Here is a 25,592-nt window from a genome sequence, read left to right on the forward strand (position 1 = left end):
ACGCCGCCCTCGGGCGGCGTTTTTCTTGGCCGCAAGGCTGCGGATCAACCGCCGCCCATACGACCCTTGAGCGTATCGACCACCTTGGCCACGGCCGCGGCGTCGCCCTGCGCGCGCACTTCGCTGGCCTTTTCGCCACTGGTGCCGATGGTGAGCAGCACCTGATGCGGCGTGGCGCCCGGAGCGTCAGCCGATTCCTTGGACTTGCCATTGAACATGCTGCTGAAGAAGCCCTTTTTCTGGGCGGGCTGGTCCGAGGCAATCACGCTCAGCGTGTAGGTGCGCGCAGCGTCGTCATGCCCGATCACCTGGCCGATGTCGCCGTTCTCCAGCGCCTGGCCAACGCGGCGGTAGGTGTTGTCGACATTGTCGGCGAGGACGAAACCGTCGGCGATCTGAGCGGCGGTCTTGCCCACGCGCGCGGTCGCACCGTTGGCGGTCGGGGTGTTGGCACCCGGCTCCGGAATGACCAATGCAGCGCTGGTGGAAGGCGTGTCCAGACCCGGCGGAATTTCCAGCGGCGACTCCTGTTTGGCGGTTTCCCAGGCCTTCTGCGAACGGAACATGCCGCAGCCGGAGAGCAGCAAGGCAGACAGGGCCAGTACCGGCAGGGCCACGACAAGCGGGGATTTCTTCATGTAAGCAGATTCCGTAGGAGTATCAGTAGCCCGAAATGTCAGGCCGCATTCGCCAAGGATGCCAGACCCGCCAGCGCTTCGCGAAGTCGCGCGCGGTCCGGACCATCCTCCAATTCAACCAGAGGCAGGCGCGGTGCCGCCAACCCCAGCCCCAGCGGAGGCAACCCGGCCTTCACCGCAATCGGGTTCGGCGCGCAGTTGAGCGCCGAAACCAGCGGTGCCAGCACGGCGTCGCAACGCTGCGCCTCGGTGCGGTCGCCCGCCGTCGCAGCATCGCACAGCATGCGAAACGCACGAGGCACCAGGTTGGCTACCACCGAGATCGTCCCCGCGCCGCCGACGAGCATGGCCTTGCAGGCCGTGCCGTCGTCACCGGACAGATAGACGAAATCCGGCCGCGCAAGTTCCGCAATGGCGGCAATTCGCTCATCGGAACCTTGCGCTTCCTTCAGGCCCACGATGGCCGGATGGTCGCGCAGCGCCGCTACCGTCTCGGGGAGCAGATCGCAGGCCGTGCGGGCAGGTACGTTGTACAGCACCACCGGCAGGCCACCGTGATCGGCCACTTCGAGGAAATGACGACGCAGGCCTTCCTGCGTGGGACGCACGTAATAAGGAGCCACCACCAGTGCCGCGTCGGCGCCGAGGGCTTTCGCACGACGGGTGAGCGCCACGGTCTTGGCCGTGCCAGCCTCACCCGTGCCGGCGATCACCGGAATACGGCCCGCCACCCGTTCCACCGCGAACGCGAGCAACCGCTCGTATTCGTCATGCTCGAGCATGTGGGCTTCGCCGGTGGAGCCGGCCACGACCACACCTTCGGTTCCGCCGTCGATCTGGTAATCCAGCAGCTTGCCGAAAGCCGCAAGATCCAACGCACCGTCCGCCGAAAACGGCGTCACCAGCGCACAGATGCTTCCGCGAATGTTCAAGACTCCGCTCCGGCTGAAACTCAAACCATGCATGTTACTGGAAAAGCCTCTCGCGCCAATACGGAGGCCGACCACCCCGCCGCCAGCCAGTTTCGTTCACGGCGCCGCTGGCGGCCCGGCCCTCTTCCGTTGCGGGGGCGCTGAGATCCCTGGCAGCGGGCCCGTGCGGGACAGGCCGACGAAGGAAAGAGCCTTACTTGCGGGCCTCTGGCGGCGGCAAGTAAGCTCGACCGACGTGCTTTCTTGACCCGCATCGTGCGGGAGCGCCACAGGTGGACTCCTTGAACCGTTCTTCCGCGCGCACCGGCAGCGACAATCAGCTGCTGATCCAGACACTGACCCCTTCCACAAGCGCCCCACTGCTGACGCTGGCCAAACGCATCGCTGAAGCCGGCTGCAACCTGGCCGATGCGCGGGTGTCGTCCCTCGGCGCCGACACCTCGCTGACGCTGCTCGCGACCGGCGCCTGGGATGCGGTGGCGAAGCTCGAAACCGCGCTGGCCAAGGTGGCGCGCGACGAAGACTTGCGCCTTTCCTTCTATCGCACGGGACCGCGCGAGCATCACTCGCACCTGTTGCCCTATCTGATCGAAGTGATCTCGTCGGATCGCCCCGGCATCCTGGTGAAGATCATCGACTTCTTCGACCGCCGCGACATCGTTATCGAGCAGCTGAGCTCGCTGCGCTACCAGGCGATGCAGACAGGTGCGGACATGTTCCAGGCCCAGATCACCATCGGCATTCCGGCAGCCACACACATTGCCGCGCTGCGTGATGACTTCCTGGAATTCTGCGATGGCCTGAACCTCGACGCCATCATGGATCCGGTGAAATTCTAAGCGGCGCCTGTCGCGCAAAAACCGGATTTGCCGGCACAGCCGCCGGGCTCTTGAGCATGCGCTTCGAGGGAGTCTCCCGCAAGGGCTGTCATTCCCTCGGTGGCAGGCGCTAGTCTTGTTCCCGAGGGCAGCACCGGAGTGGCATGCATGCAGCAGGCGGGTCTCATCGCACCGATCCCAGGGCGCGCACCAATCGCCCTTGCACCCTCCTCCGCTGCCCCGTTCCCCTTGATCGACGACATTCAGTCGAAGCCGGCCACGGCTTCGCAGGAGAACCCATGCCCGAAGTTGGCAAGAAAGTCCCCAAGCTCAAAGGCAGCACCGGCGATGGCAGCGAGCTGAAGCTCGACAGCCTGAAGGGTCAATGGGTGGTGGTGTACTTCTACCCGAAGGACAGCACGCCCGGTTGCACCACCGAAGCGAAAGACTTCCGCGACCTGTACGCCAAGTTCCAGAAGCGGCACGCGCAGATCATCGGCGTCTCGCGCGATTCGGTGAAGTCCCATGCGAACTTCGCCGCCAAGCAGGAACTGCCGTTCCCGCTCGTTTCCGACCCCGACGAAACCTGGTGCAACGCCTTCGACGTGATCCACGAGAAGGTGCTGTATGGAAAACGTCACATGGGTGTCGTACGAAGTACCTTCCTGATCGATCCCGAAGGCACGCTGGCCCAGGAATGGCGCAACGTGAAAGTAACCGGACACGCACAGGCCGTGCTCGACGCCATCCCCGCCAAGTGACCCGCGATCGCCCCTTTCGCCATGCCGCTGCCCGTCCTTCGGGACGAATCCTTATCGTGCATGGCACCCCGGCCGCTTCGGCCGAATCCCCGCGGCATGCCGCATGCCGCGGTTCTTCCACCTCGCACGCCCAAGAGGTTTCTTCCGTATGACCGGAAGCAAGCGCATCTACGCTCTCGACACCAATGTGTTGCTGCACGATCCGACTTCGCTGTTCCGCTTCGAAGAGCACGATGTCTTCATTCCCATGACGGTGTTGGAGGAACTGGACGAAAAGAAGAAAGGCGCTTCTGAAGTTTCGCGCAACGGCCGCCAGGTCAGCCGTTTCCTCAATGAACTGATCGTGCGCGGCAACGGCCACGGCATCAGCAATGGTCTTGAGTTGACCAATCCTGAGGGCGTCAACCTCAAGCGTGGCGGTGCGGTGGGCCGGCTGTATTTCCAGCAGCGCACCACCAATGGCCACGGCAAGGCGGACAACCTGATCCTGTCGGCGGTGATCGAACTGCGCGACCAGAATCCCGACCGCTCGGTGGTCTTGGTCAGCAAGGACATCAACCTGCGCATCAAGGCCAAGATCTACGGCATCGATGCAGAGGATTACGAAAACGACCGCGCCCTCGACGACTTCGCGCTGCTCTACACCGGCTCCACCGAACTCACCGAAGACTTCTGGGACAAGCACCCTGAAGTGCAATCGTGGAACGAGCGTGGCCGCACGTTCTACAAGGTCGACCGGCTCAAGGACGAGGACTGGTATCCCAACCAGTGCCTGTTCCTGCCTGGCGACAACAGCGTGGAACTGCGCGTGCTGCGCGTGGACGACACCAAGGCCACGCTGGTGCTGCTCGATGACCACAGTCATTCCAACCACAGCGTGTGGGGTATCGCGGCGCGCAATCGCGAACAGAATTTCGCGCTCAACGTGCTGATGGATCCGGACGTCGATTTCGTCACCCTGCTCGGCACCGCAGGCACGGGCAAGACGCTGCTCGCGCTAGCCGCCGGCCTGGCGCAGGTGATGGACCAACAGCGTTACCGCGAGATCATCATGACGCGCGCCACGGTATCGGTGGGCGAAGACATCGGCTTCCTTCCCGGCACGGAGGAAGAAAAGATGACGCCGTGGATGGGCGCGCTCACCGACAACCTCGAAGTGCTCGCCAACCCCGAGGAAGGCGGCAGCTGGGGACGCCAGGCCACCAACGACCTGCTCGCCTCGCGCATCAAGATCCGCTCGCTGAACTTCATGCGTGGTCGCACCTTCCTCTCGCGTTACCTGATCATCGACGAGGCGCAGAACCTCACGCCCAAGCAGATGAAGACGCTGATCACGCGCGCGGGCCCGGGCACCAAGATCGTGTGCCTCGGCAACGTCGAACAGATCGACACGCCCTATCTCACCGAAACCACCTCCGGCCTCACCTACGCGGTGGACCGCTTCAAGCACTGGGAGCATTCGGCGCACATCACCCTGCGTCGCGGTGAACGCTCTCGCTTGGCGGATTTTGCGTCCGAGGCGTTGTAAGCACGCGGTGGCGTTCCGGCAGCGATGCGGGGACGCCGCCCTTTACCCAGCCGCGGCGATGCTTGAACGAGGATAATGGCGCCATCGCGACCGACAGAATCCCCCATGCCCCACGCCACGCCACCCATCGCCCTCACCATCGCCGGCTCCGATTCCGGTGGTGGCGCGGGCATCCAGGCGGATCTGAAGACCTTCCACGCTCGCCAGGTGCATGGCCTCTCGGTGATCGCGGCCATCACGTCACAGAACACGCAAGGCGTCACGGCGGTGCACACCGTGCCGCTGAAGCACATCCGCAGCCAGCTCGACGCGGTGTTCGACGACTTCCCCATCGGCGCCGTGAAAACCGGCATGTTGGGCAGTGCCGCCGTGACGAAGCTTGTGGCGAAGGAGATGCGCGCTCGCAAGCCCGCGTGGCTGGTGGTCGATCCGGTGATGATTTCCACAAGCGGCGCGCGTCTGCTCGACGAGGACGCCGTGCAAGCCATGGTGGAAGAACTCATTCCATTAGCTGACGTGCTCACGCCCAACCTGCCCGAGGCGGAAGCGCTGCTGGGCCGCAAGTTGCGCAAGGCGCAGGATTTCGACCGTGCCGGCAAGGCACTGCTCGTGCTGGGAGCGCGTGCCGTGCTGCTCAAAGGCGGCCATTCGGATGAGCGCGAGGTGATCGATCGTTTCTACGACGAAAGCGGCGTGATGGAGTTGAAGCACCGCCGCCTTCCCATCGAAGGCCATGGCACCGGCTGCACCCTGGCCTCAGCCATCGCGGCCGAACTGGCCAAGGGCCATGCGCCCCGTTCCGCCGTGCGCCGTGCCGTGGCCTACGTGCAGCGTGCGCTGGAACGCAGCTATCGCCCAGGCGGCGGCGAGGTACACGTTCTCGGCCATTGATGCGGCCAATCCGCACGGTCGCTGAATCGGGGCCCGGGCTGCCGCGCGTTCAGGGAGTAGAATGCGGCTTTCCGCTCCCCGCCATGCCTCTCCATGATCCTTGCCCCGCGCCTCGTACTGTTGATCCTGTTCGCACTGTTTGCCCTGTGCGTGCTGCTGGTGCATCTGCGCGGTCGCGCGAGGCTGCGCTTCGATCGCCAGCTGGTGGATCACTCGGCGGTATTCGCGCCGTACAACCTGCTGATGTACGCGTTCTCCGCCGTGCCGGCCACGCCCATTCTCGATCGTCGCGGCTTTCCGCAGCTCGATCTGCTGCAGGCCAACTGGCAGGCGATTCGCGAGGAAGCCCTGCACCTCTTCGACGAGGGCTACATCCGCGCTGCGGAAAAGAACAATGACGCGAGCTTCAACAGCTTCTTCAAGCAGGGTTGGAAGCGCTTCTACCTGAAGTGGTACGGCGAGCCGCTGGCCTCGGCCGAAACGCTGTGCCCGAAGACGGTGGCACTGCTCAACTCCATTCCCAGCGTAAAGGCGGCGATGTTTGCCCTGCTGCCGCCGGGCAGCAAGCTCAATCCGCATCGCGATCCGTTCGCCGGTTCGCTGCGCTATCACCTGGGCCTGATCACGCCCAATTCGGAAGACTGCCGCATCTTCGTTGACGGCGAGATGCACAGCTGGGGCGATGGCAAGGACGTGGTGTTCGACGAAACCTACGTGCACTGGGCGGAGAACCGCACCGACCAGACGCGCGTGATCCTGTTCGCCGACGTGGAGCGTCCCTTGCGCACGCGTTTCATGAACTCGATCAATCATCGCGTGGGTGCCTTCATGGGCAAGATCACCGCGTCACCCAACACCGAGTCGCCGGAAGAGAAGACCGGCTTCGTCAACCGCGTGTTTGCGCTCAACCAGCGCAGCCGCGAGCGCAACCGCGCCTTCAAGAAGAAGCATCCCAAGCTGTTCCGCACGGCGAAATACATCGGCATGCTGGTGCTGATCTGGATCATCTTCCTGGCACCGTGGCCGTTCTTCCGTTGAGCGGTCACGAACGGTAGGTCTCATGCGTCCTTGAAAAGCCTTCCCCTCGGAGAACGCCATGGACGCCGCCACCGCCACCTTCCAGACCTTCCGCCCGCGCCTGCTGGGCCTGGCCTATCGCATGCTGGGCACCCAGGCCGACGCCGAGGATGTGCTGCACGATGCCTGGCTGCGCTGGCACCAGCAGGATGCGGATGCCCTGGATGACGCCGAGGCCTGGCTGGTCACGGTAACCACCCGGCTTTCACTCGACCGCCTGCGCCGCGCCAAGACCGAGCGCAAGCACTACACCGGTCCATGGCTGCCCGAACCGCTGGTGGAAGAAACCGAACAACCAGACGCGGAACTGGAGCGCACGGAAAGCCTCAGCCTTTCCTTCCTGGCGTTGCTCGAACGGCTCAGCCCGGAAGAACGCGCCGCCTTCCTGCTGGTACAGGTGTTCGACTACAGCCACGCCGAAACCGCGCAGATGCTGCAGATCGCCGAAGACGCCTGCCGGCAACGCGTCCATCGTGCACGTCAGCGATTACGAGAGGGACGTCCGCGCTTCACGCATGCACCGGACGTGCAGCGCCGGTTACTCGAAAAATTCCGCGACGCACTGGAGAACGCCAGCGTTCCGTCGCTGCAGGCGCTGTTCGCGGAAGACGCCGTGCACATGGCCGATGGCGGCGGCAAGGCCAGGGCCACGTTGCGCCCCCTCCACGGCGCAGAACGCATCGTGCGGCTCTACACCATCATCGCCCAGCGTTATCGCGACTACGCCATCGTGCACCGCCTGCAATGGCTCAACGGTGCACCGGCACTGCTCACCTGGGTGAACACCAAGCTGTCGACCGTGGCCTGGATCGATACCGACGGCGAGCAGATCACCAGCATCCACTCGCTGCGCAATCCGGAAAAGCTAAAACGCTTGGAAGCTGTCACGAATCCTCTGGCTGGCACGTCCTTGTCCTGAACGGCCAATGGTGGCCGCATGCCAAGGTAACCGCTATGTCCAAGCGTCTTTCGATCATGAAGCATTTCCCCAGCCTCAAGCCGCTGCTCGACTTCAGCGCCGCGATGCACCAGTACAGCCTCGAGCGCCCGCTGGTCGAACTCGTGCTGATGCGCGTGTCGCAGATCAACGGCTGCGCGTATTGCATGGACATGCACAGCAAGGACGCGCGCGCCGCGGGCGAAACCGAACAGCGACTCTACGTGCTGGCAGGGTGGCGCGAAGCCTCGTTCTACAGCGAGCGCGAACGCGCGGCGCTTGCCTGGGCCGAAGCCGTCACGCGCCTGGGCGAGCATGGCGTATCCGACGACGTGTACGACCATACCCGTGCTGCCTTCAGTGAAGAAGAACTGCTGAACCTCACCATGGTGATCGGCATGATCAACACCTGGAATCGCATCAACGTAGCGTTCCAGACGCCGGCGGGCAGCTATCAGCCGGCGAAGCAGGCGGCCTGACCCGCATAAAAAAAGCCCCTCGATCGAGGGGCTTTTTCATTCAACGGAAGTGCAGCTATCAGGCCTTCACGCGCTTGACGATGGCGTCGCCGAAGCTGGAAGTGCTGCCCTTGCCGCCGATGTCCGGCGTCACGCTGTCGCGGTCGTTGGTCATCACGTCGCGAATGGCCTGGCGCACCTTGTCTCCCTTGTCCACCATGCCCAGGTGATCGAGCATGTCGGCAGCGGCCAGCAGCAGCGCGCACGGGTTGGCGATGCCCTTGCCGGCGATGTCCGGTGCCGAACCGTGCACGGCTTCGAAGATGGCTGCCTCGGTACCGATGTTGTCGCCCGGTGCGAGACCCAGACCACCCACCAGACCGGCGCACAGGTCGGAGAGAATGTCGCCGAACAAGTTGGTGGTGACGATCACGTCGAACTGTTCGGGCTTCATCACCAACTGCATGCAGGCGTTGTCCACGATCATCTCGTTGAACTCGATCTGCGGGTATTCCTTGGCGATTTCGCGCGCCACGTTGAGGAACAGGCCCGACGCGGTCTTGATGATGTTGGCCTTGTGCACGGCCGTGACCTTCTTGCGGCCCTTTTTCACGGCCAGCTCAAAGGCGTAGCGCACGATGCGGCTGGAGCCCTTGCGCGTGTTGCGCACCATCGAGATGGCGGTTTCGCCGTCTTCGGAAATGCTCTGGCCTTCCGAGAGGTACGCGCCTTCGGTGTTCTCGCGCACCGTGATGATGTCGATGTTCTCGAAGCGCGCCTTGGTGCCCGGGAAGCTGATCGCCGGACGCACGTTGGCATACAGGTCGAAATGACGGCGCAGCGTGACGTTGATGGAGGTGAAGCCACCGCCCACCGGCGTGGTCAGCGGGCCCTTCAGCGCCACCTTGTGCTTGGCGATGGCGTCGAGCGTCGGTTGCGGCAGCAGGTCGCCGCTCTTCTCCAGCGCGACCATGCCGGCATCGACGAACTCGTAGGACAGGCCGCAGTCCAGGGCGTCGAGCACGCGCAACGTGGCGTTCATGATCTCGGGGCCGATACCGTCGCCCGGAATCACGGCAATGGTCTTGCTCATGGGGACACTCCTTGGGATATGAATCGAGCAACCCTGTGGCGGGGTACGACAGGGCTATAAATCCCGTCGATTATCCCCGATGCGGCGCGACGCGGCCAGACCGGAAGGCCTGGCCACCGATGCAAATCCTCGCATGCAGCATTGAATAAACTCGCATGCGTCAACGGGACGGCAAGGAGGGTGCCGCCCCGCCCTCAGGCTCAGATGTGGCTGGCGTGGTCCGCCGCGAGCGCGGCGCCTTCGCCCGATTCCAGCTGGTCGAGGAAATCCACCGCCCGGCGCAGGTGCGGGATCACGATGGAACCGCCCACCACCAAGCCGACGCTGAAGGTTTCGAAAAACTCTTCGCGCGACACGCCAGCTTCCTTGCACTGGGCCACGTGATAGCTGATGCAGTCGTCGCAGCGCAGCACCATGGAGGCGACCAGGCCCAGCAGCTCCTTGGTCTTCACATCGAGCGCGCCGGGCTTGTAGGTCTGCGTATCGAGCGCGAAGAAACGGCGCACGACCTGGTTGTCTTCCGACAGGATGCGTTCGTTCATGCGCTGGCGAAACGCGGTGAATTCGGCGACACGGTCCTTGCCGGCCTGATCCGTCGGGTTGCTCATGCGTTGATCTCCAGGAGTTCGGCCAGCTTGCCGCTGCGGTCGGCGGCGACGAGATCGTCGAAGCCGCCCACGTGGTGGTCGTTGATGAAGATCTGCGGCACGGTGCGACGACCGCCGCTGCGCGCCAGCATCACGTCCCGCTGCGCCGGATCGGTATCGATGCGTACCTCGCTCCACTCCAGCCCCTTGGACTTGAGCAGGTTTTTGGCAGACACGCAGTACGGGCATACCGCCGTGGAATAAACCTCAATCTTGGGCACGACACACTCCGAAAATCTGGGAACCCTACGGCAGCCCTACATGGGGCCGCCAGGGCGGTAAACAACGGTGAAGCCAAGTGAACTGACACCGTTGAGCGGTGTCACTAATGCTATTGTCGCTGACCTATGCGCATGGCACCACGCCCCGCCCCGGAGACAGTCCGTTTCCCCGTCAAATGGGGCCGGAAGCCCCTCGTGCGGACTAACGAAAACGGAACACATGACCACGCAAAGCCTGCGGGCAGGACGCCCATGAGCCGTCTCACGCCCACCCGCCTCCTCACGGCCCTGCTCTGCGCGGGCCTGGCATTCAGCGCCGGTGCGCAAGACCGCGATGTGCGCCTGCCCGACCTGGGCAGCTCGGCGAACGCCCTGATCTCGCCGCAGGAGGCCCAGGAATACGGCGCCGCCATGCTGCGCCAGATGCGTGCGCTGGACATGGTGGTCGACGACCCCATGCTGGACGACTACATCAACGACCTGGGCTATCGCCTGGTCTCCGGCAGCGAGAAGCCCAAGGAGCATTTCTCCTTCTTCATCGCCAAGGACAACATCATCAACGCGTTTGCCGCACCCGGCGGCTATATCGCGGTGAACTCGGGCCTGATCATCATCACCAACAGCGAAAGCGAGCTGGCTGGCGTGATCGCCCACGAAATTGGCCACATCACGCAGAACCACCTGCAGCGCGCCTTCGAGGCGTCGAAGAAAGATACCCCGCTGGTGGCGCTGATCCTGTTGGGCGCCATTGCCGCAGGCGCAGGCGCCGGTGCAGGCGACGCGGCCGGCGCCATCATGATGGGCGGCCAGGGCCTGCTCATGCAGCGCCAGATCAACTTCACCCGCAAGGACGAAATCGAAGCCGACCGTGCGGGCATCCAGACCTTGTCCAACGCCGGCTACGATCCCAACGCCATGGCCGCGTTCTTCGGCCGCATGGAAGACACGTTGCGCGTGGGTTCGGGCGGTGACATCGGCGACGTGCCGGCGCTGCTGCAGGACCACCCGGTCAGCATGGACCGCATCAGCGACGCCAAGGCGCGCGCCGGTGCCCTGCTCGCCCAGCAAAAGCAGCGCCCCAACGGCTCCACGCTCGACAAGACCCACTGGGAAAAGAGCACCGCGCCGATCGCCTTCGTGAAAGACCCCACCGCCATCGCCACCCGCGACAGCAAGGGCGGGCTCGATGTGTACCTGCTCATGCGCGAGCGCGTTCGCGTGCTCTCCGGCGATCCGGGGCAGCTGGCCACCTATTACGCCACCAACCTGCAGAACGAGCGCGGCTTCGACACACCTTCGAACCGTTACGGCTATGCGTTGGCGTTGATCCGCAGCAACCGCGGCGCCAAGGCGGTGGACGAGCTGCAATCCGTGCTTGCCGCGCATCCGGACAGCCAGGTCATCCGTCTCGCCATGGCCGACGCCAAACTGCAGGCCGGACGCCGCGCCGAAGCCCTTACCCTCTACGCCGAACTCAACCAGCAATCGCCCAGAAATCGCGCCATTGCCATGGGCTACGCCAAGGCCCTCACCGAGGGCGGTTCGCCGGACGAAGCCAAACAGGCGGCGACCATGGTGATGCCCATGCTCGACAACAATGACGCGCCGGAGCTCTATCGCACGTATGCGCGCGCCGCCGAGAAGGCAGGCGACCCGGTGCGCTCCGGCGAAGCCTATGCCGATGCCTCCTACCTCTCGGGCCGTCCGTTCGATGCCATGGAGCAGCTCAAGAACCTGCTCAAGCGCCCCGACCTGGACTACTACTCCCGCGCCCGCATCCAGGCCCGCATCAACGACCTCACGCCATTGGTGATGGAACTGCGCAAGCGCCGCATCCAAACCGACGACAACCCGGACGGCCGCAGCCAGCAGCTGCAGAACGGCGCGAACTGCCAGGGGCGACTCTGCTTCAGCGCCGCCAATGCCGTGCGCTGATTTTCACGAAAAGCACGCCGAGTTGTTGTAATCATGTGAAATGTCATCCGGGCGTAACATTGGGCCGCTGCAATAAATGCGTCACAGCCCCTCCCCCAGCGGACCCAACGTGTGCACAAGCGCATCCTGATTGTCGAAGACGAAGCTTCGATCCGTGACATGGTCGCCTTTGCGCTGCGCAAGGCCGGCATGGACGCCATCCACGCCGCTGACGCGCGTGCAGCCCAACTGGCCATCGCCGAACAAGTGCCCGATCTCATCCTGCTCGACTGGATGCTGCCGGGGACCAGCGGCCTCGACCTCGCGCGCCGCCTGCGCAAGGAAGAGCTGAGCCGCGAAGTGCCCATCATCATGCTCACGGCGCGCGGCGAGGAAATGGATCGCGTGAACGGCCTGGAAGCCGGCGTGGACGACTACGTCGTCAAGCCGTTCTCCACGCGCGAGCTGGTGGCACGCATTAAGGCCGTGCTTCGCCGCAGCCAGGGCGACGACGGTTCGGGCATGGTGGAACTGGGCGGCCTGCGCATCGACGGCCCGGCCCACCGCGTGTTCGCTGGCGACGAGCCGGTGACCATCGGTCCCACCGAATACCGCCTGCTGTATTTCTTCATGACGCACCCGGAGCGCGTGTATTCGCGCGCGCAGCTGCTCGACCACGTGTGGGGCGGCAGCGTGTACGTGGAAGAACGCACCGTGGACGTCCATATCCGTCGACTGCGCAAGACGCTCGAACCATGGAAGCTCGATGACATGGTGCAGACGGTGCGCGGCGCGGGCTATCGATTCTCTGCCAGCGTCTGACCTTCCTATTGCGGGAACGAAAGCTTTTGCCGATGCTGGCGAACCGCCAGCCCGGCACGACTGACTACCTCCCTATGCCAACAACCTTCGACCGCTCCTGGAAGCTGCCGGCCGCGCTCATTGCCGGAATGCTTGCGGGCGCGGCTGCGGGATGGCTTGCGGGAGGTCACGTGGCCACGGGTTTTGCGCTGGTCGCCGCCGTCGAAATCGTCTTTTTAGTGACCCGAATCCGTCATCAAGCACAGCTCATGATGGCGCAAGATCCGACGCAGACCTCTCTCAAGCATGACCGTTTCATGACGCGCTCCCGCCGAATCGCTTCCAGTTTGCGCGACCTGCGCAGTGCCGCCGGCAGTCTGCCGGATGCCGTCGTGCTGCTCGACAACGAACAGCACGTGCGCTGGTTCAACCACGCCGCCGAAGACCTGCTGGGCCTGCGTCGTCCGCAGGACCGCGGCGCCCACCTGGACGAGCGCCTGAGCACCACGGAACTCGCCACGTGGCTGAAGGAAGGCGCGCGCGAACCGCTCAACGACGTGGCCGCGCCGGGCCATCCCAACCGACACATCAACGTGACGCTGCTGCCGTTCGGCCGCCGCCAGCGCCTGTTGCTCGCGCGCGACATCAGTCACCTCACGCGCCTGGAACAGATTCGCCGCGACTTCGTCGCCAACGTGTCGCACGAATTGCGCACGCCGCTGACGGTGATCCACGGCTACCTCGAACTGCTCGATCCGGAAGACGTGCCCGAGCTCGCGCCCGTGCTCAACGAAATGCGCGCGCAGTCCAAGCGCATGGGCCAGATCGTGGAAGACCTGCTCACCCTGTCGCGCCTGGAAACCCAGGAGCACGTGCAGGACGAACGCGTGCAGATGACGCCGCTGCTCGCCACGATCCGCAAGGAAGCCGAAGCACTGAGCCAGGGTCGCCACCAGATCACCGTGGAATCCACCGCAGAAGCCGACCTGCTCGGCTCGGTGAAAGACCTGCACAGCGCGTTCTCCAACTTGGTGAGCAACGCCGTGCGCTACACGCCCACGGGCGGCCGCATCTCCATCCGCTGGCGTCGCACGTCCGAAGGTGCGGTCTACTCGGTCACCGATACGGGCTATGGCATTCCGGCCTCGCATCTGGCGCGTCTCACCGAGCGCTTTTACCGCGTGTCGTCCAGCCGTTCGCGCGAAAGCGGCGGCACGGGCCTGGGCCTTTCCATCGTCAAGCACGTGCTGAACCTGCATCAGGCCCGCCTGGACATCCAGAGTGAACCGGGCCAGGGCTCGACCTTCTCGTGCTGGTTCAGCAGCGAGCGCCTGCTTGCGCCGGGTGTCAGCGATCCGGATTGAGTTGGGGTACGGAGGCGCACTGACGCGCTCCCGCGATTCCAGCTGAACGAGCGTCACACTACGCGGCACTGCGCCATGTAACAAAGCGCCGTATCCGCCAGAATGTGCGGATGCGTCGCAAGCCTGCCACTCCACCGCCCGTCCTCGACCGAGCCGCTCCCGAGCTGTTTCTCAGCCGCGAGCTGGCGGCGCTCGAATTCAATTTCCGTGTGCTGGCGCAGGCACGCGACCAACGCATTCCGCTGCTGGAACGACTGCGCTTCCTGAGCATCGTGGCCAACAACCTCGACGAGTTCTTCGAGGTGCGCGTGGCCATGCTCAAGCATCACCACATGTTTGGCTCGGCCGCGCCCGGCCCGGACGGGCTGTCCTCCGGCGAATTGCTGTCGCGCATCCGCACGCGTGTGCTCGACCTGGTCGACCAGCAGTACGAAACCTGGCAGCACGAACTGCGGCCGGCGCTGGATGCCGAGAACATTCATTTCCTCACGCGCGAACGCTGGACACCACGCCAGCGCCGATGGCTGCAGGGTTACTTCGAGAACGAAGTGATGCCGGTGCTGTCGCCGCTGGGACTGGACCCGGCGCATCCGTTCCCGCGCATCCTCAACAAGACGCTCAACGTCGCCGTGGTACTGAAGGGCCGCGATGCGTTCGGTCGCGAAGGCCACATGGCGCTGGTGCGCGCGCCGCGCTCGCTGCCGCGCATCATCCATCTGCCGAGCGAAGTGTGCGACGGCGGCGATCACTACATCTTCCTCGCCGAGTTGCTGCAAGGTTTCGTCGACCTGATGTTCCCCGGCTTCAAGGTGGCCGGCTCGTACCAGTTCCGCGTCACGCGCAACAGCGAGCTGATGGTGGAAGAGGCTGAGGTGGACAACCTCGCGCGCGCGTTGAGCGAAGAACTGATCGGGCGCGGTTATGCGCGTCCGGTGCGTCTGGAGATCGGCAACGACTGCCCCAAGGCCATCGTCGCCATGCTGATCGCCAACTTCGAGCTGGAGGAAACGGACGTCTATCGCTGCGACGGACCGGTGAACATCATCCGCGCAGGCACCATCTATGACGGCCTGGATCGTCCGGAGCTGAAGTTTCCGCGCTTCATTCCGCAGTTGCCGGCCGCCTTCAACGGCAGCCGCTGCAAGTTCGAGGTGCTGCGCCAGCGCGACGTGCTGCTGCACCATCCGTATGAAGCGTTCGCGGCGGTGGTCGACCTGCTGCGCCAGGCGTCGCAGGATGCATCGGTGCTCGCGATCAAGCAGACACTCTATCGCGCCGGCGCCGACACGCCGCTGGTGGACCTGCTGGTGGAAGCAGCGCGCAACGGCAAGGACGTCACCGTGGTGATCGAGCTGCGTGCGCGTTTCGACGAAGAGGCGAATATCCGCCTCGCCACGCGCCTGCAGGAAGCCGGCGTGCAGGTGGTCTACGGCGTGGTGGGCTACAAGACGCACGCCAAGATGCTGCTGATCGTGCGCCGCGAAGACGACGTGCTGCGCCGCTACGTGCATTTGTCCACCGGCAACTATCACCAGGGCAACAGCCGCAGCTACACCGACATCGGCCTGATGACCTCGCATCCAGGCATCGGCGAGGATCTGCACAAGGTGTTCCAGCAGCTCTCCGGCCTTGGGCCGATGATCGAGCTGAAGCACCTGCTGCATTCGCCCTTCACGCTGTATCGCTGCGTGCTGGCCAAGATCGAGCGCGAGACGGCGCACGCGGAAGCGGGACGACCTGCGCGCATCGTGGCCAAGCTCAACGCGCTCAATGAAGCACAGGTCATCTCGGCCTTGTACCGTGCGTCGCAGGCGGGCGTGGAGATCGACCTGATCGTGCGCGGCGCGTGCACCTTGCGCCCTGGCGTGCCCGGTGTTTCCGAGCGCATCCGCGTGCGCTCGATCGTGGGACGCTTCCTCGAGCACAGCCGCGTCTACTGGTTCGGCAACGACGGTACGCCCGAGATTTATTGCGCCAGCGCCGACTGGATGGAACGCAACCTCAAGCGCCGCATCGAAGTGGCCTTCCCCATCCTCGACCCGGTGTTGGCCGCGCGCGTCTACGACGAAACGCTGGCGAACTACCTCGCCGACAACACCGACGCGTGGCTGCTGGACGACAACGGCCGCTACACCCGCGCCAAGCCCGGCGACGAGCCGCCGCACAGCGCGCAGCAGTGGCTGCTGGAGAAGCTCACGCCAGGCACGGTGTAACGCGGAAAAATTCGCGCTACTCGCACTGGTTCCCGCGTGAGAGAATTCACGCTCAGCAGCCCGGAACGAGCCCCGCATGAGCCAAGGCGATCAGATCCAGATCAAGGACGGCGAACTGATCGCTGCCGTCGACATGGGCTCCAACAGCTATCACATGGTGGTGGCTCGCGTGGAACACGGCGAGCCCCGCGTGATCGATCGCCTGCGCGAAACCGTGCGCATGGCCGCCGGCCTGCGCGCCGACGGCACGCTGGACGCCGAACACCGCGCACGCGCGCTCAACTGCCTTGCCCGCTTTGGCCAGCGCATTGCCGGCGTGCCTTCCAGCCGCGTGCGCGCGGTGGCCACCAACACCGTGCGCCGGCTGGCATCGCCGCAGACGTTCCTCACTGCCGCGGAGGCCTCGCTTGGCCATCCGGTGGAAATCGTCTCCGGTCGCGAGGAAGGCCGCCTGATCTTCCTCGGCGCCTCGCACGACCTGCCCGCCTCGCGCGAGAGCCGCCTGGTGATCGACGTGGGCGGCGGCAGCACCGAGTTCATCATCGGCCGCGGTTTCGCGCCGATGCATACGGAAAGCGTGCAAGCCGGTTGCATCGCCTCCACGCTGCGCTTCTTCCCCGGTGGCAAGCTCAATCGCAAGCGCTGGCAGCGCGCCAACAACGAGATCGGCGTGTTGCTGCAGCAGTTTGCCGAGGACTATCGCGAATCGGGCTGGGTGGAGGCGTTCGGTTCGTCCGGTACCGCCAAGGCCATCGGCTCGGTGGTGCAGGCGATGCGCTTCTCCGACGACGGCATCACGCCATCCTCGCTGGCACAACTGCGCGATGCGCTGCTCGCACAGGGCCAGATCGAAACACTCAAGCTGCCGGGGTTGGCCGATGACCGCGCGCCGGTGATCGCCGGCGGCGTGGTGATTTTCGAAGCCGCCTTCGAAGCCCTGGGCATCGAGCGCCTGCGCGTCTGCGAAAGCTCGATGCGCGAAGGCCTGCTGTGGGATCTGCTCGGCCGCGCAGGCGGCAGCGATCCGCGCACGGCCAGCATCGATGCGCTGGCGAACCGCTATGGCGTCGACCGCGCCCAGGCGCGTCGCGTGGAATCGACCGCACTGATGTTCTTCGACCAGATCGCGCGATTCTGGAAGCTGGATTCCGAGGCGCGCGAGTGGCTCTCGTGGGCCGCTCGTGTGCACGAGATCGGCCTGGCCATCGCGCATAGCCAGCATCACCATCACGGCGCGTACATCCTGCGCCACGCCGACCTGGCCGGCTTCTCGCGGCAGGAACAGCAACTGCTGGCGGCCATCGTGGAATCGCACCGCCGCAAGCCGGACAAGGCCACCTTCTCCGCACTGCCGCAGCGCTACCGGCAACTGGCGCGCTACATCACGGCCCTGCTCCGCCTGGGCGTGCTGTTCCGCCGGGCGCGCCGCGCCGAATCGCTACCGCAGATGCAACTGGCCGCCACCACCCAGCGCCTGCGCCTCACCGTGCCTTCTTCCTGGCTGGACCAGCACCCGCTCAGCGAGGCCGACCTGGAGCAGGAGCAAGCCCCCTTGAACGAGCTGGGCCTGCTGCTGGAAGTCCACCCATCCTGACCTTCGACGGTACGGGCCGTCCGTCGGCCCGGCCATGGAACCGCTTCGCCGCGTATGATGTCCTGATGCCACACGCCGCCCGATACGCCATGCACCGACTCCTGCTCGCCGCCGCGCTCCTGCTGCTTCCCTCTTCCGTGCTGCTGGCCCAGGCCACCAAGCCTGCTGCTGCCGCGCCCACCGCGGCGCATCCGCAAGTGGTACTGCACACCTCGCAGGGCGACATCACGCTGGAGCTGTATCCCGACAAGTCGCCCAAGAGCGTCGCGAACTTCCTGCAGTACGTGCGCGATGGGTTCTACAGCGGCACCGTATTCCACCGCGCCATTCCCGGTTACCTGGTGCAGGGCGGCCTCTATACGCGCGACCTGCAGGCCAAACGCACGCGCTCGGCCATCCCGAGCGAGGCGGACAACGGCCTCTCCAACCTGCGCGGCACGGTGGCCGTGGCGCGCGGCGCGGATCCCAATTCCGGCACAGCACAGTTCTTCTTCAACCTGGTCGACAACCGCCGCCTCGATTTCGTGGGCAACCAGAGCGGCCTGACCTGGGGCTATGCCGTGTTCGGCAAGGTCATCAAGGGCATGGACGTGGTCGACAAGATGGCGGCCCTGCCCACGCGTGGCCTCGGCCCGTTCGCGGGCGACGTGCCCAATCCGCTGGTGGTGATCGACAGCGCCAACGTCGTGGGCGAAGAGCCCGCCGCCGCGCCTGCCCAGGCCACGCCTCCGCCCAATGAGCCGGCGAAGAAGGCGAACGGCAAGAAGGGCTGACGCACCATGGCAACGCTGTTCATCGCCGACCTGCATCTGGATGATAGCCGTCCGCAGATCACCGACCTGTTCGAGCAATTCCTCGCCAGCGACGAGGCGCGTTCGGCCGACGCGCTGTACATCCTCGGCGACCTGGTCGAAGCGTGGATCGGCGACGATGACGACGCCGAGCTGCCCACTCGCATTGCGCGCGCCACCAAGGCGTTGAGCGACAGCGGCGTACCCATCTATTTCATCGTGGGCAACCGCGACTTCCTGCTCGGCGAGGATTTCGCCGAGCGCGCCGGCTTCACCCTGCTCGATGACGGCACCGTCCACGAGTTCTATGGGCGCCCCACGCTGCTGATGCACGGCGACGTGCTGTGCACGGACGATGTGGCCTACCAGACGATACGAAAGCAGGTACGCACGCCGGAATGGAAGGCGCAGATCCTGGCGATGTCGCTCGATGCGCGTCGCGCGTTTGCCGCCAAGGCGCGCGCCGACAGCAAGGCGCATACAGGCAGCACCATGGAAACCATCATGGACGTCAACGCCGGGGCCGTGGCGGACACCATGCGCAATGCCGACGTCACCCGGCTGATCCACGGCCACACGCACCGCCCTGCCGTCCATCGATTCGATCTGGATGGACAGACGGCTGAACGCATCGTGCTGGGTGACTGGTACGAGCACGGCTCCGTGCTCAAGGTGACGCCAGAAGGCGTCGAGCTTCGAGGACTCGCGCTCTCTTGATGCAAGGAGATCACTCGCCGCCCAGGGCGAGTGATCGTCCTCCGCATGCAATCAATGCGATTGCAGCGCGCTATGAAAACCGGGGCTGTTGAGCATGCTGTTGCTCAACTTCAGCACGGCGTTGGACAAGGTCTCATAATAATTGTCCGCCTTGTACGAACGGCCGAAGTTGTTCGCGCCGCCACCGGCGATGCCCTGCCACAGCACCTTGCCCGAGGCGTTGCTCAGCGTCACGTAGACCGTGACGTTGCCCACGTACTGGTCGGTCTCGTTGACGAAGAAGTCGCGCACTTCGCCCGACACGACAAAGTCGCCACCGCTGTCGACCACGTTGATGCCGGCCTTGCTGAAGCCGTCCTTCACGTGATCGGTGACGAAAGCGGCCACGTTGTCCCTTGTGGTCACCTGGCGTACCGGCTGCTTTTCATGGTTCTCGGCGATCAGTGCCGGATTCTTGCGTACGTCGGTGAAGCCGTTGAACTGCACCTTGACGTTGCCGAGGCCGCTGAGATCAACCGCACCGAATTCGGCGAAACTCTGCGTGGGCGCCCACTCCAGCGGGATATTGCTCAGGTCCTTGGCCGCCATCGCACTGCCAGACGCGGCGAGCAGCGCTACAAACACGATACGCTTAAACATCGATTCCCCCTCTCCTTGTTTCGATGATTGGTTGGGCGGTTACTTCCGTATCCGCGCGCGGCCCGGAAACGGACCACGCTCCATTGTAATGGAACGGGTCAGTACGCCAGAGCGCTCGTCTCCAATGAAGAACGCCGAGGGCATCAGTCCCTCGGCGTTCTCACGTCGCTTGCTCGGATCGACGGATCAACGATGCTCGGTCCCGCCACCGGAATGCGGGGCCGGCTGCGCGTGAGGCTGGGCGTGCGGCGCGGCGACAGGATGAAACGCCTGCGTGTGATAGGCCGGCGCCGAAGCCGGGTGCGTGGCGTAAGCCGGCTGCGCATGCGTGCCGACATGGTAGCCGGCGCCCGGGGTTGACGGTCCACGCGTATACGCGGCACGGCTGGTTGCCGGCGCGGCGCTGCTCGCATGCACGGCACCCGGCGCATTCGCGCCGTGTGGCGCGAAGCCAGCCGAATGCAAGGCCATGGTGTTGTGCGTGGTTTCGCCGGGCGCATTCGTGCGCTGCGTATTCAAGGCAGCGGGTGCTGGCTGACCTGCCTGACCGTGCGCAGGAGCGGCACCTGCGCCATTGAAGACACCTGCACGCGGCGTTGCGGCCATGGACGGTGCACCGTGATTGAACGAGGCCCGCATCGCCTGGCTCTGGCTCGCCAGTGTGCGCTGCTGCTCCTGCGCGGCGACCGGCGACAGGTGTCGCTCGCGCGCGTAATTCATTTCCTGTGGCGATGGACGCGCTGCGATGCCGCCGCGACCGCCATTGAAGCTGGCCCGATTGATGTTGACGTTGTTCACTACCGTGCGGTTGTAGACGTTGGTGATGTGCACGTTGTCAATGTGGTTCACCGAACGGTTGTAGTAGAAGGCTCCGCTTCTCCAATAACCGCCCGCATAGCCCACGCCGGTGTAGCCAAAGCCATAGTTGATGCCACCGTAGAAGCCCACGTGCGGCCCCCAGTAGCCACGATGGAACACGTACACACCGCCGCCCCAACCCCAGTACCCCGGCGTCCAAAGCGCACCGACGTAGGGCGGCAACACCCAGGTTCCTGGCACCCAGTAATAACCATCACCATCCCAGGCCCAATAGCCCGGCACCCAGAGGTAACCCGGGGCGGGAATCGGTGGCTGCACATAGACCGGCAACGGCGGTGGTGCAACACCGACCGACACGCCGACGCCTACGGAAACGCCTGCGCTCGCATTGAGGGAAAGCGTTGATGCAGTTGCGAATGCCAAGACCGCCACGATGGTGCGAAACAGGCGGTGATGCGACGCCATGCGGCTGAATGCGAGCCTATCCATAACGCCTACTCCCAGGTCGTGGATTCTGGGAAAGGTAACGCCTGAGAGGGTGCAGGGTCGTACGGCGTTGAGGGTGGCAGGTTCGGTGGGGTTCAGTCGAGAACGCGCGAAAACCCAATCGGCTTTATTCGCCGGCGTTGCTACATGGAGGCGGGATTGTTCGGCCCATCCATGGGCCTCATCCCTCCGCGCTGCGCGCTCCGGGGCCAGCCTTCGGCTGTCCAAATTTGCTCCTGGCAAATTTGTCGAACCAAGAGGGTTCGTCCACAACTCTCTCTCCGCCAGATACGCAAAAAGCCCCGCGAGGGGCTTTTTGCGTATCTGGCGGAGAGAGAGGGATTCGAACCCTCGATAAGGCTTTTGACCCTATACTCCCTTAGCAGGGGAGCCCCTTCGGCCTCTCGGGCATCTCTCCGTTTTTTATCCGCATTCCTGCGGAGCCGGCAAGGATACTAACCGGCGCGCTCGAGGTAAAGCGTTTCTTGCCTGTCAGTGTTCGCCAGTACCGCCAGAGGCAGTGCCATCCGGCTCGTGCTCGTTCTTGATCCGTTGATAGATCTCTTCACGATGCACGGCAACGTTCTTTGGCGCATTAATACCGATGCGCACCTGGTTGCCCTTGACGCCGAGAACGGTAACGGTCACCTCGTCACCGATCATCAAGGTTTCACCGACCCTGCGGGTCAGAATCAACATGTTTGCCACTCCATGAATACTTTGGTCACAGGCCCAACAGACGGTTATGCCTCACCCCTGAGCTTCACCGCCTGAACATTTCGACGATGCTACCGCCGAAGGCCCTACCGCCTTCCCCGGTTACACAGACGAGGCATCCCCTGTGATGCCATGTCGAGCGACACCGTCGCAACTATTTCGGTGTCGGCAGTGCTTGGATACTAGCCGAGCGTCCAATAGCAGCGCAATGCGTAAACGGCAACGGACTCTCGGCGGTTGACCTGCTCAGGAAGCCAGACGCTGACCGATCCAGCCCGCCAAACCCTCCAAAATGCCGGGCAATTCCGCCGTATCGGCGCCGCCGCCCTGTGCCATGTCCGGACGGCCGCCGCCCTTGCCGTCGATCTGGCTGGCTACGTGGGCCACGATGTCGCCGGCCTTTACCCGGCCCAGTGCCTTGCCGTTCACGCCCGCCACTAGCGAAACGCGCCCATCGGCGGCGCCGGCCAGCAGTACCACGCAGTCGGCCAGCTGCTGCTTGAGCTGGTCCATGGCGTCGCGCAGGGCCTTGGCGTCCAGGCCTTCCAGGCGTGCTGCGACGACCTTGATGCCATCGACGTCACGGGCCGTGGAGGCCAGGTCGGCCGTAGCCGAACCCGCGGCCTTGGCGCGCAGCGATTCCAGTTCACGCTCCAGCTTCTTCTGCTTGTCGAAGAGCTGTCGCAGTTTCTCCACGGCGTCGTCACCACTGGTCGACAACAGCTGCGCGAACTCGCCCAGTCGGCGTTCCTCGTCGGCCACATAAGCCAGCGCGCCGGCACCTGTCACAGCTTCGATACGGCGCACGCCCGAGGCCACGCCGGCTTCGCTCACGATCTTGAACAGGCCAATGTCGCCGGTGCGGCCCACATGGGTACCGCCGCACAGCTCGGTGGAAAAACCACCCATCTTGAGCACGCGCACTTCATCGCCGTACTTCTCGCCGAACAGCGCCATGGCGCCGAATTCGATCGCCTCGTTGTAACCCATGTGGTGCACTTCGGCTGCCGCATTGCGGCGCACTTCGGCGTTCACCAGCGTCTCGATCTCGCGCACTTCTTCCGCACTCATCGGCTTGAAGTGGGAGAAGTCGAAACGCAAACGCTCCGGCGCCACCAGCGAACCCTTCTGCGTCACGTGCTCGCCAAGCACCTTGCGCAGCGCGGCATGCAGGAGATGCGTGGCCGAGTGATTGAGCACGATGGCCTGGCGGCGCGAACCGTCGACGTCTGCGTCGACCACTTCGCCCACGCGCAGCGATTGCTTGCCCTTCCAACGGCCGGCATGGCCGAAGAACACGCCGCCCATCTTGAGCGTGTCCGCCACGGCGAACGAGCCCGACGCATTCACCAGCACGCCGGTGTCGCCCACCTGACCACCGGATTCGGCGTAGAACGGCGTGCGATCGAGAATGACCAGGCCTTCTTCGCCATCGCCAAGCTGGTCGTACTGCTTGCCGCCGCGCACGATGCCCACCACCTTGCTGCCCTGGCTCATCAGCGAGTCGTAGCCGAGAAACACCGTCGGCTGCAGCTGGCTGGCCAGCTCCGCAGGCATCTGGCCCTTGGCTTCGAACTTGCCGCCTTCGCGGCTGCGATCCTGCTGCTCCTTCATGGACTGCTCGAAGCCGTCCATGTCCACCGTGAGGCCGCGCTCGCGCGCGATGTCGGCAGTCAGGTCGACCGGGAAGCCATAGGTGTCGTACAGGCGGAATGCATCAGCGCCGGGAATGGTGCCGCTGGACTTGGCCGCCACTGCATCGAACAGGCGCATGCCATTCTCCAGCGTTTCGCCGAAGCGGCGCTCCTCGGTACGCAACGCGTCTTCCACGAAGGCCTGCTTCTGCGCCAGTTCCGGATAGGCCTGGCCCATCTCTTCGACCAGCGGCTGCACCATTTTCCAGAAAAAATCGCCGCGCACGCCGAGCATCCAGCCGTGGCGCAACGCGCGACGGATGATGCGGCGAAGCACGTAACCGCGACCTTCGTTGGACGGGAGCACGCCATCGACGATGAGGAACGAGCACGCGCGGATGTGATCGGCAATCACGCGCAGCGACTTGTTGGCGAGATCCTTGGTGCCGGTCAGCCCAGCAGCCACCTTGATGAGGTGCTCGAACAGGTCGATCTCGTAGTTCGAATGCACGTGCTGCAGCACGGCGGCAAGACGCTCCAGGCCCATGCCCGTATCCACGCACGGTGCCGGCAGCGGCGACAGCGTGCCGTCAGGCGCGCGGTCGAACTGCATGAACACGAGGTTCCAGATTTCGATGTAGCGGTCACCGTCTTCGTCGGGCGAGCCCGGCGGGCCACCGGCAATCTCTTCGCCATGGTCGAAGAAGATCTCGGTGCACGGACCGCACGGACCGGTGTCTGCCATCTGCCAGAAATTGTCGGACGCATACGGCGCGCCCTTGTTGTCGCCGATGCGCACGATGCGCTCGGCCGGCACGCCCACTTCCTTGTTCCAGATGTCGAAGGCTTCGTCATCGGTGTGATAGACGGTGACCCACAGCTTGTCCTTGGGCAGCTTGAAGACGTCGGTCAGCAGCTCCCACGCGAAGGCGATGGCGTCGCGCTTGAAGTAGTCGCCGAACGACCAGTTGCCGAGCATTTCGAAGAAGGTGTGGTGGCGCGCGGTATAGCCCACCGAATCGAGGTCGTTGTGCTTGCCGCCCGCGCGCAGGCAGCGCTGTACATCAGCGGCGCGCACGTATGGCAGCTTCTCGCTACCCAGGAATACGTTCTTGAACTGCACCATGCCCGAATTGGTGAACAGCAGCGTGGGATCGCTGGCTGGCACCAGGGAACTCGACGGCACGATGGTGTGCCCTTTCGAGCGGAAATAGTCGAGGAAGGTCGAGCGGATTTCGGCGGTTTTCATGCGGCTGGGGAAGACCTGGCGGAGTGATCACGCCTGGAAGGCACCGCCGAAGCGACACTCTCCCGCCCCAGCAGCGGGGAGGTCAGGCGTCGTCGTCGGCTGCGTCGTCCACGTCGGCGTGGGTAACACTCCGTACTGTGGCGGCGGGAAAGCCTCGACGCAAGAGGAATTGGGCTCGACGGGCCTTTTCTGCGGGATCCGGCGCCGATTTGCCGCCAAAACGCCGCCGCAGTTGCGCCAGCGCGCTGGCATCCCAGTCCACCGCAGCCTCTTCCAGCACGGCCCGGATGCGCGCATCGGACAGGCCGTGGCTCTTCAATTCCGCCCGCACGCGCATGGGGCCGTAGCCTTGCGCCACCCGGCTGCGAACCAGCGACTGGGCGAATCGTTCGTCGTCTTGGTAGCGCTGCTCGCCCAGGCGATCGAGCGCCGCGCCGGCCTCCTCGCCTTCGTAGCCCTTCTGCTTCAGCTTGAGCTTGAGCTCACGTCGCGAATGCTCACGGCGCGCAAGCAAACCCAAGGCCCGGTCGTAGGCCGAGGTCTTGGGTTTGTCACCGGGTTCTCGAGGCATGAGTGAAGTATGGCCTTGCCTTCAGCAGGGCGACGCGTGCCGCCCCTTATTCCTGACCTGGAACGGCATCCGCCGGGCAACG

24 protein-coding genes and 1 tRNA gene are annotated in these 25,592 nt (G+C 64.5%); 14 read left to right on the top strand and 11 right to left on the bottom strand.

What is annotated here, in order from left to right:
- Positions 1-44: 44 nt before the first annotated feature.
- Together ABIC75_RS05745 and dapA are read right to left on the bottom strand one after the other, a co-directional pair.
- Positions 45-638, bottom strand: a complete 594-nt coding sequence (locus ABIC75_RS05745) for a hypothetical protein (protein WP_354012877.1) — start codon at positions 636-638, stop codon at positions 45-47.
- A gap of 38 nt (positions 639-676) precedes the next feature.
- Positions 677-1,570 carry a 4-hydroxy-tetrahydrodipicolinate synthase gene (gene dapA / locus ABIC75_RS05750; protein ID WP_354012878.1) on the bottom strand — a complete coding sequence of 298 codons (894 nt, stop codon included), beginning with the start codon at positions 1,568-1,570 and terminating at the stop codon, positions 677-679.
- Between the two features lie 272 nt (positions 1,571-1,842).
- On the opposite strand from dapA, the gene ABIC75_RS05755 reads away from it, so the two are divergent.
- The 7 genes from ABIC75_RS05755 (at position 1,843) to ABIC75_RS05785 (ending at position 8,061) form a co-directional block, all read left to right on the top strand.
- Positions 1,843-2,409, top strand: coding sequence for a glycine cleavage system protein R (locus ABIC75_RS05755; RefSeq protein WP_436407873.1), 567 nt, complete (start codon positions 1,843-1,845; stop codon positions 2,407-2,409).
- A 278-nt stretch (positions 2,410-2,687) separates the two neighbouring features.
- Positions 2,688-3,149 carry a peroxiredoxin gene (locus ABIC75_RS05760; protein ID WP_354012879.1) on the top strand — a complete coding sequence of 154 codons (462 nt, stop codon included), beginning with the start codon at positions 2,688-2,690 and terminating at the stop codon, positions 3,147-3,149.
- Between the two features lie 148 nt (positions 3,150-3,297).
- Positions 3,298-4,677, top strand: coding sequence for a PhoH family protein (locus tag ABIC75_RS05765; RefSeq protein WP_354012880.1), 1,380 nt, complete (start codon positions 3,298-3,300; stop codon positions 4,675-4,677).
- Positions 4,678-4,782: 105 nt separating this feature from the next.
- Positions 4,783-5,568, top strand: a complete 786-nt coding sequence (gene thiD, locus ABIC75_RS05770; RefSeq protein WP_354012881.1) for a bifunctional hydroxymethylpyrimidine kinase/phosphomethylpyrimidine kinase — start codon at positions 4,783-4,785, stop codon at positions 5,566-5,568.
- A 93-nt stretch (positions 5,569-5,661) separates the two neighbouring features.
- The gene (locus ABIC75_RS05775) at positions 5,662-6,606 is read left to right on the top strand and encodes an aspartyl/asparaginyl beta-hydroxylase domain-containing protein (RefSeq protein ID WP_354012882.1); all 945 of its coding nucleotides are present in this window, start codon (positions 5,662-5,664) and stop codon (positions 6,604-6,606) included.
- Positions 6,607-6,664: 58 nt separating this feature from the next.
- On the top strand, positions 6,665-7,564 hold the full coding sequence (gene sigJ / locus ABIC75_RS05780) for an RNA polymerase sigma factor SigJ (protein ID WP_354012883.1): 900 nt from the start codon (positions 6,665-6,667) through the stop codon (positions 7,562-7,564).
- Positions 7,565-7,599: 35 nt separating this feature from the next.
- On the top strand, positions 7,600-8,061 hold the full coding sequence (locus ABIC75_RS05785) for a carboxymuconolactone decarboxylase family protein (RefSeq protein ID WP_354012884.1): 462 nt from the start codon (positions 7,600-7,602) through the stop codon (positions 8,059-8,061).
- Positions 8,062-8,119: 58 nt separating this feature from the next.
- Here ABIC75_RS05785 and ABIC75_RS05790 read toward each other — a convergent pair whose 3' ends face one another.
- The 3 genes from ABIC75_RS05790 to grxC all read right to left on the bottom strand — a co-directional run bounded on the left by ABIC75_RS05790 (position 8,120) and on the right by grxC (position 10,001).
- A complete protein-coding gene (locus ABIC75_RS05790; RefSeq protein WP_354012885.1) occupies positions 8,120-9,133 on the bottom strand; it encodes an isocitrate dehydrogenase in 1,014 nt (337 codons plus the stop codon).
- A 200-nt stretch (positions 9,134-9,333) separates the two neighbouring features.
- Complete coding sequence (locus ABIC75_RS05795; protein ID WP_354012886.1) at positions 9,334-9,741, bottom strand: carboxymuconolactone decarboxylase family protein; 408 nt, start codon at positions 9,739-9,741, stop codon at positions 9,334-9,336.
- The gene (grxC, locus tag ABIC75_RS05800; RefSeq protein ID WP_354012887.1) at positions 9,738-10,001 is read right to left on the bottom strand and encodes a glutaredoxin 3; all 264 of its coding nucleotides are present in this window, start codon (positions 9,999-10,001) and stop codon (positions 9,738-9,740) included. The genes ABIC75_RS05795 and grxC overlap by 4 nt, the downstream gene beginning before the upstream one ends.
- Positions 10,002-10,253: 252 nt before the next feature.
- Here grxC and ABIC75_RS05805 point away from each other — a divergent pair, with 252 nt between their 5' ends.
- The 7 genes from ABIC75_RS05805 to ABIC75_RS05835 all read left to right on the top strand — a co-directional run bounded on the left by ABIC75_RS05805 (position 10,254) and on the right by ABIC75_RS05835 (position 19,395).
- Positions 10,254-11,936: a M48 family metalloprotease gene (locus ABIC75_RS05805; RefSeq protein WP_354012888.1), complete on the top strand. Its 1,683-nt coding sequence runs from the start codon at positions 10,254-10,256 to the stop codon at positions 11,934-11,936.
- Between the two features lie 111 nt (positions 11,937-12,047).
- A complete protein-coding gene (phoB, locus tag ABIC75_RS05810; RefSeq protein WP_354012889.1) occupies positions 12,048-12,737 on the top strand; it encodes a phosphate regulon transcriptional regulator PhoB in 690 nt (229 codons plus the stop codon).
- A 74-nt stretch (positions 12,738-12,811) separates the two neighbouring features.
- Positions 12,812-14,080 (top strand): phosphate regulon sensor histidine kinase PhoR, encoded by a 1,269-nt coding sequence (gene phoR, locus ABIC75_RS05815; protein WP_436407874.1) that lies wholly within the window; start codon positions 12,812-12,814, stop codon positions 14,078-14,080.
- Between the two features lie 110 nt (positions 14,081-14,190).
- Entirely contained in the window at positions 14,191-16,293 is a 2,103-nt protein-coding gene (gene ppk1 / locus ABIC75_RS05820) for a polyphosphate kinase 1 (RefSeq protein ID WP_354012891.1), read from the top strand.
- 76 nt (positions 16,294-16,369) lie between these two features.
- Entirely contained in the window at positions 16,370-17,887 is a 1,518-nt protein-coding gene (locus tag ABIC75_RS05825; protein WP_354012892.1) for a Ppx/GppA phosphatase family protein, read from the top strand.
- Between the two features lie 89 nt (positions 17,888-17,976).
- Positions 17,977-18,660, top strand: a complete 684-nt coding sequence (locus ABIC75_RS05830; protein ID WP_354012893.1) for a peptidylprolyl isomerase — start codon at positions 17,977-17,979, stop codon at positions 18,658-18,660.
- 6 nt (positions 18,661-18,666) lie between these two features.
- Positions 18,667-19,395 (top strand): UDP-2,3-diacylglucosamine diphosphatase, encoded by a 729-nt coding sequence (locus ABIC75_RS05835; RefSeq protein ID WP_354012894.1) that lies wholly within the window; start codon positions 18,667-18,669, stop codon positions 19,393-19,395.
- A gap of 51 nt (positions 19,396-19,446) precedes the next feature.
- Here the strand turns inward: ABIC75_RS05835 and ABIC75_RS05840 are convergent, their stop codons facing one another.
- From ABIC75_RS05840 to ABIC75_RS05865, 6 genes are all read right to left on the bottom strand, one after another.
- Positions 19,447-20,034, bottom strand: a complete 588-nt coding sequence (locus tag ABIC75_RS05840) for a hypothetical protein (RefSeq protein WP_354012895.1) — start codon at positions 20,032-20,034, stop codon at positions 19,447-19,449.
- 186 nt (positions 20,035-20,220) lie between these two features.
- Positions 20,221-21,342 carry a hypothetical protein gene (locus ABIC75_RS05845; RefSeq protein WP_354012896.1) on the bottom strand — a complete coding sequence of 374 codons (1,122 nt, stop codon included), beginning with the start codon at positions 21,340-21,342 and terminating at the stop codon, positions 20,221-20,223.
- 322 nt (positions 21,343-21,664) lie between these two features.
- Positions 21,665-21,757: transfer RNA gene (locus ABIC75_RS05850), tRNA-Ser, on the bottom strand.
- A 74-nt stretch (positions 21,758-21,831) separates the two neighbouring features.
- Positions 21,832-22,038 carry a carbon storage regulator CsrA gene (csrA, locus tag ABIC75_RS05855; RefSeq protein WP_046971859.1) on the bottom strand — a complete coding sequence of 69 codons (207 nt, stop codon included), beginning with the start codon at positions 22,036-22,038 and terminating at the stop codon, positions 21,832-21,834.
- Between the two features lie 264 nt (positions 22,039-22,302).
- Positions 22,303-24,939 carry an alanine--tRNA ligase gene (alaS, locus tag ABIC75_RS05860; RefSeq protein ID WP_354012897.1) on the bottom strand — a complete coding sequence of 879 codons (2,637 nt, stop codon included), beginning with the start codon at positions 24,937-24,939 and terminating at the stop codon, positions 22,303-22,305.
- Between the two features lie 82 nt (positions 24,940-25,021).
- Complete coding sequence (locus tag ABIC75_RS05865; protein ID WP_354012898.1) at positions 25,022-25,510, bottom strand: regulatory protein RecX; 489 nt, start codon at positions 25,508-25,510, stop codon at positions 25,022-25,024.
- Positions 25,511-25,592: the final 82 nt, after the last annotated feature.

Source organism: Dyella japonica (assembly GCF_040545895.1).
In the GTDB taxonomy this organism is placed as follows: Bacteria; Pseudomonadota; Gammaproteobacteria; order Xanthomonadales; family Rhodanobacteraceae; genus Dyella; species Dyella japonica_D.